General features: G+C 45.2%; 14 protein-coding genes and 3 pseudogenes. 10 read left to right on the forward strand and 7 right to left on the reverse strand.

The window, feature by feature from the left end:
• Positions 1 to 217 precede the first annotated feature (217 nt).
• Both SC428_RS21400 and SC428_RS21405 read right to left on the reverse strand, forming a co-directional pair.
• A complete protein-coding gene (locus tag SC428_RS21400) occupies positions 218 to 949 on the reverse strand; it encodes a DUF3944 domain-containing protein (RefSeq protein WP_318710276.1) in 732 nt (243 codons plus the stop codon).
• 226 nt (positions 950 to 1175) lie between these two features.
• Positions 1176 to 2186, reverse strand: a complete 1011-nt coding sequence (locus SC428_RS21405; protein ID WP_318710277.1) for a hypothetical protein — start codon at positions 2184 to 2186, stop codon at positions 1176 to 1178.
• Positions 2187 to 2706: 520 nt separating this feature from the next.
• On the opposite strand from SC428_RS21405, the gene SC428_RS21410 reads away from it, so the two are divergent.
• Together SC428_RS21410 and SC428_RS21415 are read left to right on the forward strand one after the other, a co-directional pair.
• The gene (locus tag SC428_RS21410; protein ID WP_257644837.1) at positions 2707 to 2904 is read left to right on the forward strand and encodes a helix-turn-helix transcriptional regulator; all 198 of its coding nucleotides are present in this window, start codon (positions 2707 to 2709) and stop codon (positions 2902 to 2904) included.
• The gene (locus SC428_RS21415) at positions 2897 to 4093 is read left to right on the forward strand and encodes a hypothetical protein (RefSeq protein ID WP_318710278.1); all 1197 of its coding nucleotides are present in this window, start codon (positions 2897 to 2899) and stop codon (positions 4091 to 4093) included. The genes SC428_RS21410 and SC428_RS21415 overlap by 8 nt, the downstream gene beginning before the upstream one ends.
• Before the next feature lie 991 nt (positions 4094 to 5084).
• Here the strand turns inward: SC428_RS21415 and tnpC are convergent.
• From tnpC to tnpA, 3 genes and pseudogenes are all read right to left on the reverse strand, one after another.
• Positions 5085 to 6485, reverse strand: a pseudogene (tnpC, locus tag SC428_RS21420) (IS66 family transposase); the annotation flags it as partial.
• Between the two features lie 84 nt (positions 6486 to 6569).
• The gene (tnpB, locus tag SC428_RS21425; protein ID WP_318710279.1) at positions 6570 to 6914 is read right to left on the reverse strand and encodes an IS66 family insertion sequence element accessory protein TnpB; all 345 of its coding nucleotides are present in this window, start codon (positions 6912 to 6914) and stop codon (positions 6570 to 6572) included.
• Positions 6911 to 7207, reverse strand: a complete 297-nt coding sequence (tnpA, locus tag SC428_RS21430) for an IS66 family insertion sequence element accessory protein TnpA (protein WP_318710280.1) — start codon at positions 7205 to 7207, stop codon at positions 6911 to 6913. Before tnpA ends, tnpB begins: the two co-directional genes overlap by 4 nt.
• Before the next feature lie 697 nt (positions 7208 to 7904).
• Between tnpA and SC428_RS21435 the strand changes: the two genes are divergently transcribed.
• From SC428_RS21435 to SC428_RS21470, 8 genes are all read left to right on the forward strand, one after another.
• Positions 7905 to 8261, forward strand: a complete 357-nt coding sequence (locus SC428_RS21435) for a helix-turn-helix transcriptional regulator (RefSeq protein ID WP_318710281.1) — start codon at positions 7905 to 7907, stop codon at positions 8259 to 8261.
• 66 nt (positions 8262 to 8327) lie between these two features.
• On the forward strand, positions 8328 to 8945 hold the full coding sequence (locus tag SC428_RS21440) for a hypothetical protein (protein WP_318710282.1): 618 nt from the start codon (positions 8328 to 8330) through the stop codon (positions 8943 to 8945).
• A gap of 11 nt (positions 8946 to 8956) precedes the next feature.
• Positions 8957 to 11410: a fimbria/pilus outer membrane usher protein gene (locus SC428_RS21445; protein WP_154628740.1), complete on the forward strand. Its 2454-nt coding sequence runs from the start codon at positions 8957 to 8959 to the stop codon at positions 11408 to 11410.
• Complete coding sequence (locus tag SC428_RS21450) at positions 11400 to 12155, forward strand: fimbria/pilus periplasmic chaperone (protein ID WP_004927157.1); 756 nt, start codon at positions 11400 to 11402, stop codon at positions 12153 to 12155. Before SC428_RS21445 ends, SC428_RS21450 begins: the two co-directional genes overlap by 11 nt.
• A 125-nt stretch (positions 12156 to 12280) precedes the next feature.
• Entirely contained in the window at positions 12281 to 12763 is a 483-nt protein-coding gene (locus SC428_RS21455) for a DUF5462 family protein (protein ID WP_147441381.1), read from the forward strand.
• A gap of 112 nt (positions 12764 to 12875) precedes the next feature.
• Positions 12876 to 13679 (forward strand): hypothetical protein, encoded by an 804-nt coding sequence (locus tag SC428_RS21460; RefSeq protein ID WP_154628739.1) that lies wholly within the window; start codon positions 12876 to 12878, stop codon positions 13677 to 13679.
• Between the two features lie 11 nt (positions 13680 to 13690).
• On the forward strand, positions 13691 to 14641 hold the full coding sequence (locus SC428_RS21465) for a hypothetical protein (protein ID WP_318710283.1): 951 nt from the start codon (positions 13691 to 13693) through the stop codon (positions 14639 to 14641).
• A 66-nt stretch (positions 14642 to 14707) separates the two neighbouring features.
• Positions 14708 to 14890, forward strand: a complete 183-nt coding sequence (locus SC428_RS21470) for a hypothetical protein (RefSeq protein ID WP_318710284.1) — start codon at positions 14708 to 14710, stop codon at positions 14888 to 14890.
• Positions 14891 to 14906: 16 nt separating this feature from the next.
• On the opposite strand, the pseudogene SC428_RS21475 reads toward SC428_RS21470, so the two are convergent.
• Together SC428_RS21475 and SC428_RS21480 are read right to left on the reverse strand one after the other, a co-directional pair.
• Positions 14907 to 15197 (reverse strand): annotated as a pseudogene (locus tag SC428_RS21475) (reverse transcriptase domain-containing protein); the annotation flags it as partial.
• Positions 15198 to 15199: 2 nt separating this feature from the next.
• Positions 15200 to 15424: pseudogene (locus tag SC428_RS21480) on the reverse strand (IS3 family transposase); the annotation flags it as partial.
• Positions 15425 to 15552: the final 128 nt, after the last annotated feature.

Below are 15552 nucleotides of genomic sequence, written 5' to 3' on the forward strand. Positions count from 1 at the left end.
AGTGGTGAAAGCTATCGATTGAAAGATAAACGACGCTCAGGTGCCATACCTAAATGAAACAGTGGATCACTTTTGATTGATCGAATTTGAGTTAAAAGTGGATCAGTTTTCGTTGATCGTTGACACCAGCCGATGAACTAATCGGTCATGGCGAGGTGACGGTTGTGCCATATTCGGTTTCCTACCAGCGATAACACAAAAGGGCTTAAGCGTGGGCTTAGGCCGGTGAAAGGGACTTTTGGCGCAGATATGCCACAATGATGCAAGCGGGTATCGTGACGCGGTACGCAGGACCGGCAATGTCCGCAATGAGCCATGCGGAGGTGAGCGTTAATCCAATCGGACCCGCTAAGAAGGATAAGGCACGATTAGCGACAAATACCGTCCCCCATGTCGCCACGCCACCAAGTAGCTCGATGATGCTCATTGCAGCGACCGTGGCAATTTCCAGAGCCGCAAATCCGGAAGTGCGAACGGCAGCTTGTAAGGCTATCATGACCAATTGCGGTGTGGGATTGGTGAGATTCAGTTGTAAATCGTGGGAAAGAGTACGGAGCTCTTCTTCACTGAGTTTATCTAAACTTTTCTCCATCACCGTCATTAACAGGTTCATTTCCAGCGTTTCAATGTCGCTTTTGGGATTAAAGTTAACTTTCAGCTTTTTACAAACATCTAGCAGGATTTCACGGTATAACACACCTTTATTGCCGCGCACGGCACTGACTAAACTGTTGGCACCAAAGGTTTGTAGCTCAGCGCAAATGTCTGTCCAATAACGCTGATGGTTAGGATAATAGAGTTGGTATTCTGGCTTGCGGGTTAAACGCTCACTCCAGCGTTTTTTGCCATCTTTATGGTCATGAGTCAGAACGGAAACTAAAAGGCTTAAGTCGTCATTATTGCAGTGAGCAATAAAAGCTAAATCAGGGTCAATACGGTATTTTGGCATGATGTTGATTCCAATAAATTAAGGAGCCAACAGCGTAACAAACCGACCGGACAGGGTATGTCGCGTAAAAAATTATTTTCAGCGAAAGCGATAAATAGTCAGGTCAAGGTGTGTCATTGTTAAAAATGATTATCGTTGTTTGTCATCTGCGTATAGGAAACAAGTTGTGTTGAGAGGGGGAATAAACTTGATTCCTATACGTAATATAGATTTGAAATTTTATTCATTAAACATAGACATTACTGTTTTTTAAACAGCGTTTGAAAGCGGCTTTGATATCTTCATCGTCGCGGGACCAATTCGCTATAGTGGTGTTCAAATTAAATTCGGAAGGCTTATTACCATTATTTCTGACGAATTTTATCATTTCAGGGATAAGTGCGTTGATTAATGCCGTTTTTTTTGAGTACGGTTCTTGTACTGAGTTGAGTAACTCAAGGAGTTTTACTTTAGCCGCTCGATAAGGTGCCTGTTTTTTATTAGCACCGGATTGACGTTTTATTGTCTCTTTGTATTGATATACTTGTTCTTGTAGTTGAGCTATACACATAGATGCATACTCTAAATAATACTCTGCATTGTTAACATCTTTTTCAGCTTCATAATGTTTAGATAACATGAGCGCTAAAACGCCAGCACGGAGAGCGTTATGTAATGAATAAGCATCGGTTACTCGTTTTGATGCAGTTTGAAAAAGGTGATGTATTTTTTCAAAAAAATAGGTATCTAAATTTTGTTGAGGATCATCTATACCATTGGAAAACGTTCTTTTAACGTGATGTTGAATTAATTTATAATAACGCTCCGCAATAATCTGTGCGGTATTTCCAGGGCTTTGCTTAAACAAGCGTTCAATATTTTTTACGCCATTTTCCTGATTAAAAAATGAATAGTAGCCACTCAGATGGTCATAACTCTCGATGACCGCATTAAAAAACACAACGAACTCGCCTTCAGGAAAGGATAACTCAAATTGTGCATCCGGTAATTTGTTTAAATAGTTTATAACCGTTTGCAAATCCTGTTGTGCATCAGAAGTAGACTGAACGTCTTTACTATTTCCTAAAATTTTTCGTTGCTCCGTTTTTGATGGAACAAACTGTATGATTTTATCAGGGTTTTTTGTGAGATTGTCGATCTTTTTAAGGAGCCTTTTTAATTCGGGTTCTTGGCACGTAATACTTATTTCAATCCCATTTGTTGAAGGGTATCTAAGTTGGTAGAGGTTTTTATCCATGATGAGCTCTCAATGTGAGTTAGAGTAATGTATTAATCTGCTATTCGCTACGCTTTTTGCACTTACTTATACTGAGATTATCAGGTGATTAGGGTAAGTGTTCAATATGTAAATCATTGTGATGAGCATACAAAATACGTTTGATTCTCATAACGTAAAATTTGTAGGTTAAAGTGAAAACTGGAAGTAGCCCGAAAGAGCTTTAATCAAAATACAGCTCTCAAAACAGCCCCCCTTTTATTCAACAATAGCCAATATTTTTCGAAATATTTCCCTTTAATACCTCACACTCGTTATTTTGTACACAGCCTCTATTTATACAGGCTAATGTACTGAATATACTATCGATTTTAAATCAGTGATGCCTTGTTTATCCTTGGTTTCATGTGTACTCATCGGTTTTATTTACCCCTTAAAAAAAAATTACATAAGCAGAAAGATATATTTATAAAAATAGGTTGTTTATGCTTATTACCAAAGCGGAAAACACATGAAATTAGTTATAAATCAAGAGGTCATAATGATGAAAGAAAAAAATCTACTCGTTGATATGAAATACATTACTGAATGTACAAAAATGACAGATAAGTGGTTTTATGCCCTCATAAAAAAGGGGCAATTTCCTAAACCGATAAAGCTGGGACGCAGCAGCCGTTGGTGGTTATCCGATATCCATGATTGGATTTCATCTCAACAGGAAGGAGCGCTGCATGACTAAGAAACCGATAAAAGCCCATTGTAAGCGGAAAAATTGTCATGAACCCGTTTACGATAATGTGGATGCTCGACATCACTATTTATGTGAGCAACATTATGACACCAAAATGAGGAACATAAATCGGCGTTATGATAAAGGAAAGCAACAGTGTGAGCGGCAGGGCTGTAAACGGTATATTAAGAAAACACAAAATAAACGATTTTGCTCGAATGCGTGCCGCCATCGGGCATCGAGGGTGGTTGACAACAGCCTGATGACGAAGACGATAAGGCATTCCTATTGGCGTAATATCGAGCGTTTTATTCAGCTAAATCCCAAACAAATGGGATCGATAGATTCGCTCACGGACATTGCGGAGATGATTAAGCTCTACACTCTAAAGGCGAAATACCAAAAATCGTATGTTGCGTATGATGAGAGTGAGGATGAAATCGTAAAATTATTGCCTTTTCTGAGTTTAGATTTGTGTCACTTGTATCCAAACTCGCTTGGCGGAAAAAATACGGGACTGAATACATTGATAGCCCCCACAAAAATTAATCGCAAACGACGGCATAAATTACCCGCATCATGTCCGTATCCCATTTTGATGGGGCAACAAAGTGAAAACGAATGTATTCCAATGACGGGCTCGCTTTATCAGTATTTAAATGATTATTGCAGTGATGAGGAAATTTTAGCTTTATTTCAAGAAATTGGTAAATTAAAGGAGTATTATTTTTATCGACCTAAAGAAGTGAATTTTGAGTTGGCATTAGAATCGTTATTACTCAGTCAGTTATTATGTGATGAATGTCGTCGACTGGGGGTAAAACAAATTTCAATTAAATTTAATGCGTTAAAAAAGTTATTTTTACTGGATGGTTACTTTTGTGAGATTATTGCAATTTGTCTTTTTTATGCCCTTCTTTCGGGAGATGAAGATAAATTGATTGAGTCGTTATTGAATTATTCCGATACACAAATTATTCAGACGAAATCTAATGATGGGGAGTCAATATTGCAGTATGAATATAATGACATGGTTCAATTACAAATTATATGGCAGGAAAAGATTGAAGATTTTGTTTCGGCTATCTTTGGTGTTAATATTCGTGATGAAAAAAACAAAAAAGTATTTTACCTTTCATTTTTCACAAAACCAAAGGGGGAAGACGAGGACGGGAATGAAGAGCCAAAATCGATATGATTATCCATGTTGGAGGAAAGCGATAAGCTAAGCTCATTCACATACATCGGTTTATTTTTCTCAAATCGCAGTTGTTTTTCTCGATAGCGCCCAAAAGCGATCACTTTGTGATGATTGTGAGTCATGGTATTGTATCGTGGATACGTTACCTGACTAGGGGCGTTATCTTTAGTTTAAGAATTAATTAATATATAAGTATAATAAGTATAATAAGTATAATAAGTATAATAAGTATAATAAGTATAATAAGTATAATAAGTATAATAAGTATAATAAGTATAATAAGTATGATAAGTATATGAACATTAATATAGATGAATGATACTGACTGGTAAGCAATCTATTATTGTTTGATGATGAATGGAGTGTTTGTGAATAATTAATTTAAAGAATAGTGTGATTAATGACTGGTTTAGTTTGTGGTTTATAACACTAGTGTATCTGGTGATTATAGTTTGATTGATGATGAGGTGAATGAGGTGAATGAGGTGAATGAGGTTAACATCTCTTTTATTCTGTGAATTAAATAGCGTGTAAACACAAACCGGTAAATACAAATCATGACTATTAATGACATTGCTCTGAATAGGCTATTTATGTTGTGTGAATAACCTTCTGTACTGACTTTAGATATGAATGATATTGGGGGAGGTATTTATTAAAAATGAGTGTGACAATCACTACAGAATCAAATAAACAGAAGGCTTGTCATAAAGTAAAGTCGATAAATTAAGGTAGGTCTAAATATTGAGAACAAGATAATCTAAATAAGAATATTAATCCAGTTTAACCACATGACGTGAATAAGTAATAAGGATTTATGAATGCTAGTCAAATGTAAAAATATCGGTTAAGTTGACGAATAAGATAACGAGTCACTCTTAACAGATCAATGATGACATTAATTAAATTACCCGAAAAAGCCGGCTTTGCTCTGCGTCATGCGCCGCCGGAACAACAGCGTGCTTTTCTTGCTGTGATTGAGAGTTGGCCTAGCAATGTAGGGCAAAGTATACAAGTTTGCACTCGCCTTTGCTCCGCCTACCGAAGTTGAGAACATCCAATTTTTGCGACCTGTCGTGAACGGCCTTATATCTCGTTCGGTCACATTGTTGTCGATACTTATATCGCCGTCTTCAAGGTAGGTAAGCAGCTTAGGCCACTGGTTTTGTGTATAAGTGATGGCTTTGCCAAGTAATCCTTTAGGGAGAACGTTTTGACTGTCAAGCCATTGCTTGAACTCATCTAAAATAGGTTTGGCTTCTTCTTGTCGTAGTTGGTGTCGAGATTTTGCGTCAAGCCCTTTGGCTTTCTTTTCAATACCGTATAGTTTGCTAATAAAGTTCAGTGCTTTTTCTGGCTTGCCCGCTTTTTTTGATGGTGAAGCTTTTTGAGCATCAGTGAACTTTTTGCGTACATGCGCCATGCAAGCAGCTTGAGTCACGTCCTCAAGTTTGTCGTATGCACTGTAGCCATCCGATAGCAAGTAACCAGAGTAACCACCTAAAAAGTCTTGTACGCACTCTGCTCTGCGGCTGGCTTGATAGTCGTAGATAACCACTGGGTTATTCACGAACTCACCGCTACGATAGACCCACATATATGACTTAGATTGTGCTTTCTTATCTTCTTCACGTAATACTTGAACAGTGGTTTCGTCCGCGCAGATGAGCTTTTCTTTCAATAACTCACTTTTCATTGCATCAATAATGACTTGCACTTTGCTTCCTAACTGAACGCACCAGTTGGCCAGTGTAGCGCGGCTAATATCTATACCAGAGCGATTGAGAATATCCACTTGGCGATAGAGTGGCAGAGCATCAACGTATTTTGCTGTGACTACAGCGGCGAATGCATCTGCACTCCCTAGGCTTTTAGGGATCATACTTGCGGGTTTTGGGGCTGTGATAATCTTTGTTTCAGTCTGTGTTTTTTCACACTGCCGGCAAGCGTACTTGGTTCGCTCGTGACGTATAACACTAACCTTCTGTGGGATGATTTTCAGCTCTTCAGAAGTTTCAACACCACATTGATGTAAAGGCTCGTCGCAGCAGTCGCAATAAGGGGCATTGAGTTCATGTTTATGAACTTCACGCTCGAGCTCTTTTGGAAAAGGCTTACGGCCTGTTTTTTTCTTGTCGTCGTCGGATTTAGCCGTACTCTTTTGTTGCTCCGCTTCGTTAAACGTACCTTTGGGTATTTTTTCACTTTGTGATGAGAAGCGCTTTGACTTACTTAAATTGAGCTGTTCAATCAACAACTCAATTTTGGTTTTGAGCTCGGCAACCTCCTCTTGCTTTGCCGCAAGGAGTTTATCTTTTGCTTCGTTCTGTTGGTGAAGCTCAAGCAGCATAGCTTTTAGCTGGTCGATATCATCAGGGAGGTCGGTCATGTCTGGGCTCAGGTCATCTCAATGACTTAAGTGTGACAGCAAAAAAGGATCGTTCAAGCCCAACGTGACGATCAGTATCAGCGGTCACACTTCTAGATTATGAAGTGGACGATGAGCTTTGGCATGTTCGAGCGTTAACCCCGAAAGAAGCCAACCCAGTTGTTGCTTAGTAATATGAATGGCTCCGTCCTCACTGGGTCTTGGCCACTTGAAGGTCCCTTTTTCTAAGCGACGATAGTACAGCCAGAAGCCACTAGTATCCCAAAACAAGATTTTCAATTTATCTCGGGTACGATTGCAGAAAATGAACCAAGACTCACTAAACGGATCCATCTCAAGAGTCTCCGCGACAATCAACGATAGTCCATCAATGGACTTACGAATGTCCGTGACTCCAGAGATGAGGAAAACCTTACCTGTTGGTATCATTGTAGCGCTTCAAACCAAGTCTTAATTTGTTGCGAGCTAAGCGTTGCCGGCAGTTCTGCTCGAATGCCATTATTGAGAATTAACACAACACAACTTGTGCTCACGGTAGGCTCTGTCACCACGATAGGTTGAACCCTGGTTTCAGGCTTGGATTGCGTGAGCTTTTTCGACCAATAGTGAAAAATCTGATAGCTTATGTTTTGCTCCGAGCAAAACTGCTTAATGCCTAAATTACTTTGTCGTTGCTGCTCTAGAATTGCAGCCCAGTATTCTCGTTTACTTTGTTGTTCCATAGTCCCTCCAATGAAAAAGCTACTATGGCAAATGACGAGTTTGTTTAGTATGTGTGGTTCATTAACCGCTTACTTTTATTTCAATTTGTAATATTTAATTTCAATCAAGTGAATATCGTATTACTACAAAATCGAAAATAAAATGAAAACCAAATTACTCACCCCCGCGATGTATTTATTTTTAATTCCTATTAAACAATTAGTTATATGCATTTTGGATGATTTCACAAGTCTCTTTGATCTATATTTGGCGATCAATAATATTCTCTTGATAGGCAATACCTATCATTCAGAACCTATCAAATGGTATAAACGTCTTTCCCCTTTTAAAGGGTACCCTATATTATATCAAGTAAAAACGAGGGTGAATATAAAAACCAACAATTAAGATTTAATCTTAATTATATTTTGGGGTGTTTTTATTTAATATTCAACTCTGTTTCGCTTGCTTGTTTTTTTATTTTCATTATCACACTCGATGAGTGATCTCTTTATTTTTATTGGTACGCACTTTTTTTATTTTTATATTTATTTCTCGTTGCCATCATTTTTTGATGATTATGATGCTATTAAGAATAATGCATTTATCTGAGGGCGAAATTGACTGTTTTATTTATCCGTCTAATAAGATGAGTGAATAAATCCAATACTCGGCTCGCCCATTTTTTTTAACCGTGTTTGTTTCTCGGAGGTCATGATGACATCAACCACGAAGGCAACTTTAGCGATTTCACCCGAAAATTATTTTGGCCATCCGCCAGAGAAAAGAATAACAGCAAAACAACTCAACGAAGCGACAGGGTTATTTATTCGACAAAAACGCATTGAATTGGGGTTGAATGGGTCAGATTTGGGGCGTTTATTGAATGTCAGCCAACAACAAATCTCCCGTTATGAGCGCGGTATCACCTCCTTAACCCTTCATCAGTTAGAGCAGTTTTTACGTGCGCTTGCGGTGTCATGGGAAAGCTTTATTCGTGAGGTCATTCATCCGCTTTGCCTGATATCGCAAGATGGGCAAGGAAAGCTCGTTACTGAGTACCCCTTCTTATAAATGGGTTGCAGGGTAGCCGTCATTTTAGCGCGCTAAATGCGCATGACATTGTGAAAGAGGTAACAAATGGGCAAACAAGGTAAAGCGCGATGGCAGTATTTATTGAGTGTCATTGGCATGGGGTTACCTGCGGGGGGGTTCGCCAGCGTGACGAACACCACGACACTCACAGCGACCATTGTGGCCTCCTCCTGTGTGGGGGAAATTTTGACTCTAAACTCATCCGGTCGGGCAGCAGGCAATGCCGGTACGGTTGATTTTGGGGTTATTAACCCCAAAAGTCGCGCCGCGCCGGTACGTCAGTTTTCATTGCGGTTATCGGAAGTGGTGGGCGGAAAGACGGGATGCAGTGCGTTTGAAGCTTACGGCCGTCAATACCCCGTGGCGACACTGAGCTTTGGGGATGCGGGCAATACGCAGTTGGATGAAGCGGGGGTGATATTACGTTATGACGACGGCAGCGACACGCACATGCGGGTTCGAGTCAGTCCGCTCAATGCGGAAGGTACCTTCCCCACCGCTGGGGCGCCGGGGTACGTGACAGCCACTCATGCGCAAGTGACCTACCCCATTCCCTTTGCAGTCAAAGGAATGTTTGATTTTCAGGCGATATTGAGTGAGTGGCAGGCGGCGAAGTCCGGTGCATTTAGTGGGACATTGACGGTCACCGTCGTGTACCGATAAGGAAATCTTCCGTGAACAGACTCTCTAAAAACAACAATAATTATCGATGTGTTTGGGCTATCGGGCTGTCATTGGCCTTCACCGGCGCCAGTTGGGCCACGACAGCAGAGGAAGCCTCCCCCTCAGCAACGGCGACCATTGCCGAAAGTGGGCAGGCTGCGCCAGACGAAACAGAGGATGGCGCCCTAAATTTGAATTTTATGCAAGGCGGTGGCGCACAGGCGGCGGCATTTTTATCAACAGCGAACCGTTACTTCCCGGGGCGTTACTGGGTGGATGTGCAGGTCAATGGTGAGCCAGTTGGTAAACGTGTTTTGACGGTGACACCGCAAGAGCAGTCGGCCTTGTGTCTCTCACCAGAATGGTTAGCGGACGTGCAAGTGTATTTGCGCCCGGCGTTTTACCAATCGACCTATCAAGCTGCGCGTCAGTGTTATGTCCTTGATGAGCAAGCCAATACGCAGGTGGTGTTTGATTTGGCCACCCAGACATTGAACTTGGCGATACCGCAAGCGGGATTAGCCAAAGCGGGGGATGCTCTGGATTGGGAGTTTGGTAACAGCGCTCTGCGCATGAACTACAACGCCAACGCCAATAAAAACCAAGACGGCGTGGATTATTACGGGTCGGGGTCGTTACTGGCGAACGTGGGGGAATGGATAGTCAACGGCAGTGCGTCGTTAACTCAAGATGACCAAACGGTCTCGGTGTTCACGGCTTCCAAAGCCCTTTTATCGCTGCAAGCGGATTTAGTGATGGGGAAAACGGGGGTGAGCAGCGGTGAGCTGGGGGGGTTATCGACCTACGGTTTGACGTTAAGCAGTAACCCATCCATGCGCCGCCAAACACGCGGCTATACCCCCGTGTTCAGCGGTACAGCGCAAGGGTATGCGCGGGTGACGTTACGTCAAGGCAACACGATTTTATATTCAGAAATGGTGCCACCGGGTCCGTTTAGTATCAATGATGTGACGGTGCTCAATGGGGGCGATGTGGTGATGACCGTGACGGAAAATGACGGCACCACCACCAGAGAGGTGTTCCCCATTACCCTTATTAGCGGGCAGATATCACCGGGGGAGCACGAGTATTCCGTATCGGTGGGGGTGATTGATAACGACAACCCAGAAGGTACCCCGACAGGAGGATTAGCCGCCTTTAGTTACGGTTACGGGTTGGATTATCTGTCACTGCGAACAGGCGCCCTGCTCGGCAGTCAGTTTACCGGTGTCACGGGGGAAGTGACATCACAGCTCGGGTCATTGGGTTCGGTCTCGGTGGCGCTTTCGGGGACGCAATCGCGCTATGACGAGGGCAACCGACAGGGACACAAAAATACCCTGACCTATGCCAAGAGCTTTGATACTAGCACCTCGGTGCGCGTGGGGTATAACCGCCTGAGTGAGCAGTATGACACGCTTGGGGAATACAACGATACCGATTACGCCCGTTTTGCCGAGCGCCAACGCTTGAAGCAGGACATCTCGCTAGGGTTCAGTCAACCGCTGTGGCGCGGAGCCACGTTGTCGGTGAATGGTTGGCAACGGGAATATTGGCGTCGGGATGATAAGCAACGTGGGGTGACGGGGAACTTTTCTACCCGTGTCGGTCCGGTGAGTGTGTCATTAGCGGGGTCACAGTATAAAACGGGCAATGACAGCCAATACAGTTTTTCGACGTCGGTCTCGATCCCGTTTTCCGTGTTTGACCATGATTTTAATACGTTTGCGTCGATGTCTGGCAGCAAATCGGGAAGCAACAGCTACTCCGCAGGGGCATCAACCAATTTAACTGACCGCTGGTCGCTATCCGCCAATGAAAGTTGGGGCGGGGATGGCAGTTTGGGCACCCAAACCAGTGTGTGGACTGCCTATGACGGACGGCTGGCACAACTCAGTGGCCAGATGACCCACACGGATAATGGCACGTTGGGGTCGGGGTCGGTGAGTGGCTCGGTGATGTATTTGCCGGCAGACAACAGTGTTTTACTGGGGAAAAACATCTCTGATACGGTGGCGGTGGTGCATGTGCCGGGCGGGCAAGGGGTATCGATGTTGGGCGGTCTGGATAAGGCTGACCGCAATGGCAACCTGATGGTGCCTCTGAGTAGTTATCAGCTCAACACGTTGAGTATTGATGCGAGTACGTTGCCGGCCAATACAGAGTTAGCGGTGACCAGCAAACCGTTGAAGCCGACACAAGGCTCGGTAACTTACGTGCCCTTTGAAGCGATGACGGTGAAACGGTATTTACTGCAAGTGAAACGCCCTGATGGGCAATTTATTCCGGCGGGCGAATGGGGTTATAGCGAGTCGGGGGCGCCCTTGGGCTTTGTGAGTCATAACGGCGTGATATTAATTAACTCTGTCGATACGTTAGGCGTCGTGCGGTTTTCTGACTGCTCGGTTGCGGGGACGCAATTGACGGATTCAAATCGATTACAAGAGGTAGTGTGTGAATATTAAACGATTAAGCATGGGGGTATTGGCAGCCCTGAGTCTGATGACTGCATCATCGGCCTGGGCGGCATTATCTGTAGACCAAAGCCGTTACATTTTTGAAGGGGATAAGGACGCGGTATCGATAGTGGTGGAAAACGCCTCCCCGAAAACTTACGGCGGGCAAACGTGGATAGAGAATATCAAAGAAGTCGATACCCGACCGACGTTTGTGGTGACGCCCCCGTTTTTCAAAGTCGCCGGTAACGGCAAGCAAGTGTTGCGGGTGATTAAAGCGTTAGAGCAGATGCCGGAAGATAAAGAATCGATTTACTGGGTGAGTTTACAAGAAATTCCTCCGCTGAATAAAGACGGCGGTTTATCGGTGGCGCTGCGCACCAAGGTGAAACTGCTCTATCGCCCAGCCAGTTTGATGAAAGACCGCAAAGGCGCAGAGTCCGGTCTCTCGGTGAAGACGGTGGACGGGAAAACCGAATTGGTGAACAGCACGCCGTACATTTTTGCCATTGCGGATGTGTTGGGGGAAAACGATACCCCGTTAGCCTTTGACCAGAAGCAACACGAGGCTTTAGCGATGTTTACGCCAGGGGATAGCGTGACGTTACCCAAAGGCACCACGGCGAAAAAAGTGGTGTCGATAGATGATTTGGGGCACTTGGGGACGCACGTGTTAACGGGCAAAACTGCCGTGACATCGGACGCTAAACCCGAGGCGGCATTGCCGGCACCAGCGACCCCTGAGAAAAAATAAACGGAATCCCGTTACCCCTTGTACAGGAAAAGGAGCACACCATGACACAACAGGCGGCGTTATCACACCCAACCCCTCGCGCGAAATATCGCCGGAGAGGGCGAGCTTGGGTGCTGGGGGTGATAATGAGTACGTTAAGTTTTGGTGTGCTCGGTCAGGCAAAGGAAAACCAGCGCGTGGAAGCCCTTGGGGTCGTGAACGGCAATATGACCGCACGTAACACACAAGTGGACATTACGGTGTTTTTGTCAGGGCAACCGCTGTTTCAGGTGACAGAGGCACCAGAAGCTATTGGGGTGTTAACCCTTGAGCAGACACGCTTGGTGTCAAAAGACGGTAACACGTTTCGGGTACAGCAGGAGCTGACACTGTCGGACGGCACGCAAGGTTCGGTGTTGTTACCGGTTCAAGTGCGCGTGAATGGTAAACCTGTCACGGCCTCAGTGACGGAAAGCAGTTTGGGGGTGGTGGTGACGTTACCGTCGCCTGCTCAAACGGTGGACTTGGTGCCTGCGGGGGCGGTGCAGCTGACCGTGCCCGTAGGTTACCGAGGCGACTTAAACACGCAGTGGCGCGTCACGGGTGAGGCGTCATTGTTAACAGAGTGATGATAGTCATCATCGTAAGGTGCTGCCCCTCGTGCGGTGTGAGAGCAACACGGGGGACAGCAAAGGCAGGACGATATCATGCCTAGGGACAGGCTAACACAAAGGAAAGACCATGAAAAAATATAATTTAGGTGTAATGGCCGTGGCATTAGCCGGGGCCTTGACCAGTGTGGGTGCCTTAGGGGCAACCGGTGTGGGGTCAATTAATCATGATATTCGCTTCGGCGGCATCATTGCAGATAACGCCCCAAAATGGGTGTGGAGCTTACCGCAAAACACTGTGCGTATTGACCTAAGAGACGGGGATGGCGTTGTTGATACGGCGTCCAGTACCAAAGTGTGGGACATCATGCAAAACCGTCAACCGTACCGCTTCTTAGAAGGGTATATGGAGCCGACGGTCAATGGCTTAGCGATGTTGGGCCTGAATGCGGACGTAAAATACCTGCAAGATGGCGCTGAAGTGACACCGACCTATGACACCACCACCAATGCCACGTTACTGCCGTTAAAAGCGACGGGGAACAAAGACACCACGCCAGTGGAAGGCCACTTAGCGTTAACCTTGCAGCCGGTGTTACTGCTGGCCCAAGCCGAGAATGACGGTGACACAACCCTTATCGGGAAACCGTTGGCGGGTGTGGGGGTGACGCAAGCGGATGTGAATGCGACACAAGCTTACAACAACGCCATAACGAAGCTAGCGAGCCAGCAAAGTAAAGTGGGCGCGACTAGGATTACTTATGACATGAACACGCCATGGCCGGCAAACACGCTTAATGACGGTACCGAAGTGAAGCTACCGATGATTGGGGGCTATGCCTCAACCATGACGGCTGGGAAATTGAGCTTTCCGCAAGACACCCCTGTCAGTCAATGGGAAAGTGTTATCACGGTCCAGGTCCAGTATAAATAAGGAATAACCACATGAAAAACATCAAAAATCTTATCGCAATCGCGGTGGCAGCGGCAATCATGAGCCCGATGGCAGCGATAGCGAACCTCCCACCGGATAACGTGGGTAACGTGACGTATATGGGTAATATCGTCGCCAATAGCCCAATGTGGCAGTGGACGGTGAATGATTATCCGGGTCCGCGTTTGGATGCCAAGCCGAATGAGGCGACGACAACCGCAGATGGCGTCACCACCTACAAATTAGCCGGACAACCGTTTATCGCCGTGAGTGGTTATTTACCCTCGATGACGGGGATGGTTGGACCTGATACGAACACCATCGGTGTCCGCGATATCACCGAATTCCGCGATGGCAACGGAAGCCCTATCACTGATATCAAATCTTTGGCGGAACCCCAAGCCATGAGTTTTGCCATCAGTGCGGTGTCCACCGATGCAAGCGGAGCACAAGCAGTCGGCAAATTAACATTGAAAGCCACCGAGGTGCGCGGTGGGCAGTACGCAGGAATAAACAACAGCGATGGTCGCAAGGTGTTAGCATCGTATGTAGTGACAACCTCAGGGAAGAAAATACAAACACCGGGCGGGTCGTGTTTTGTCGGGAACGGTGGCCCAGCATTGACGTTCAGCGGAGAAGGAGCCGATATCAAATTCACAAACGGGTCTAAAACAGCTGCCGCAGCGTACTTGAGTGCGTTACAACAAGCCGACGTCACCGGCAACATCAAGTTGGCGTCTCTAGACGGGTACACGAATAGCCCGCCGTCGGAATATAACGCCGGTTGCGAGACCCCTACTACAGAGTTCATGTCGTCGGTAACTTCACCTACGGCCCACAGAACGTACCATTACATGGCCGCGGCACACATCGTAGAGTTAACGCCCACAGAATTAGAGTTCAATACCCCTGTGCAAGGTGCTTGGAACGCGACGTTAAATGTGACCGCTTACCAGATGTAGGGTTAATAAATATATTGGCCCCGTACACCGAACTAACTCTCTCAGCAAACACTGGAGAGGACGGTGATGCCGATGTGGGGCCATTCAATACGCATTGAACCCATTGTAACCACCGTACGCGGTATTGCGACACGCGCTCCGCTTGTGCCTTGGCTGTCAAGCGGGACGTTTGCTCATAAAGCTGTCGACACCGAGTTTGGTGGTTTGCTAACGCGCGGGGGGCAACCCCCGTTATTCCATTATGGGTAAGCCAAGCGCCCATCCAATCAAACCCTTTACTCACCCGACCGATAAACGTTTTGTCTGGGTGTTGACGAAAACCGAAGGAAGCAAACCATTGATTTAATTGACGGATGGCTTTGCGCAGTTGACCTCGCGTGCGGGTCAAGAGCACAAAATCATCCATGTAACGCACGTAATGCACCCGTTTTTGCGCAAAATACTGATCCATCTCGGTCAGATGTACTGCCGCCATCAGAGGGCTAAGTGCACACCCTCGGGGGATCCCTTTTTTAGGCGTATGAATAATCCCACCGAGGTCTGTTCTGCACAACAAAATTAGGACACTTTTCTGAAGGAGTTTTCATACTCCACAGGCGATAAATAATTATTTGCCGTGTGTAATCGCGTTAAATTGTAATAACGAAGATAATCCAGCACATCTTGTTTCATTTCTGACCGATTTGCATGGGGTCTTTTAAATAGCCAATCATGTTTTAAACTTCCAAAAAATCGTTCAACTACTGCATTATCCCAGCAAGCCCCTATATCACCTTGACTTGAGTGTCACTGATCATGTAAAACTGATCCACTAACGATCATAGAAAACTGAGCCACTTGGTATTATCCGTACATTTTTGTACGGGGAATTTATGATTACCAAGGAGATATTTGTGGATATTCATGTTCGC

Origin of the sequence: Providencia sp. 2023EL-00965, assembly GCF_033550225.1 — a bacterium.
Lineage (GTDB): Bacteria > Pseudomonadota > Gammaproteobacteria > Enterobacterales > Enterobacteriaceae > Providencia > Providencia manganoxydans.

What these genes read in the sequence shown, in the direction of transcription:
- SC428_RS21435 (WP_318710281.1), top strand. Translation starts at nt 7,905, where the DNA reads ATGACATCAACCACGAAGGCAACTTTAGCGATTTCACCCGAAAATTAT.
- SC428_RS21415 (WP_318710278.1), top strand. Translation starts at nt 2,897, where the DNA reads ATGACTAAGAAACCGATAAAAGCCCATTGTAAGCGGAAAAATTGTCAT.
- SC428_RS21455 (WP_147441381.1), top strand. Translation starts at nt 12,281, where the DNA reads ATGAGTACGTTAAGTTTTGGTGTGCTCGGTCAGGCAAAGGAAAACCAG.
- SC428_RS21400 (WP_318710276.1), bottom strand. Translation starts at nt 949, where the DNA reads ATGCCAAAATACCGTATTGACCCTGATTTAGCTTTTATTGCTCACTGC.
- tnpB (WP_318710279.1), bottom strand. Translation starts at nt 6,914, where the DNA reads ATGATACCAACAGGTAAGGTTTTCCTCATCTCTGGAGTCACGGACATT.
- SC428_RS21410 (WP_257644837.1), top strand. Translation starts at nt 2,707, where the DNA reads ATGATGAAAGAAAAAAATCTACTCGTTGATATGAAATACATTACTGAA.
- SC428_RS21460 (WP_154628739.1), top strand. Translation starts at nt 12,876, where the DNA reads ATGAAAAAATATAATTTAGGTGTAATGGCCGTGGCATTAGCCGGGGCC.
- SC428_RS21465 (WP_318710283.1), top strand. Translation starts at nt 13,691, where the DNA reads ATGAAAAACATCAAAAATCTTATCGCAATCGCGGTGGCAGCGGCAATC.
- SC428_RS21470 (WP_318710284.1), top strand. Translation starts at nt 14,708, where the DNA reads ATGCCGATGTGGGGCCATTCAATACGCATTGAACCCATTGTAACCACC.
- SC428_RS21405 (WP_318710277.1), bottom strand. Translation starts at nt 2,186, where the DNA reads ATGGATAAAAACCTCTACCAACTTAGATACCCTTCAACAAATGGGATT.
- tnpA (WP_318710280.1), bottom strand. Translation starts at nt 7,207, where the DNA reads ATGGAACAACAAAGTAAACGAGAATACTGGGCTGCAATTCTAGAGCAG.
- SC428_RS21440 (WP_318710282.1), top strand. Translation starts at nt 8,328, where the DNA reads ATGGGCAAACAAGGTAAAGCGCGATGGCAGTATTTATTGAGTGTCATT.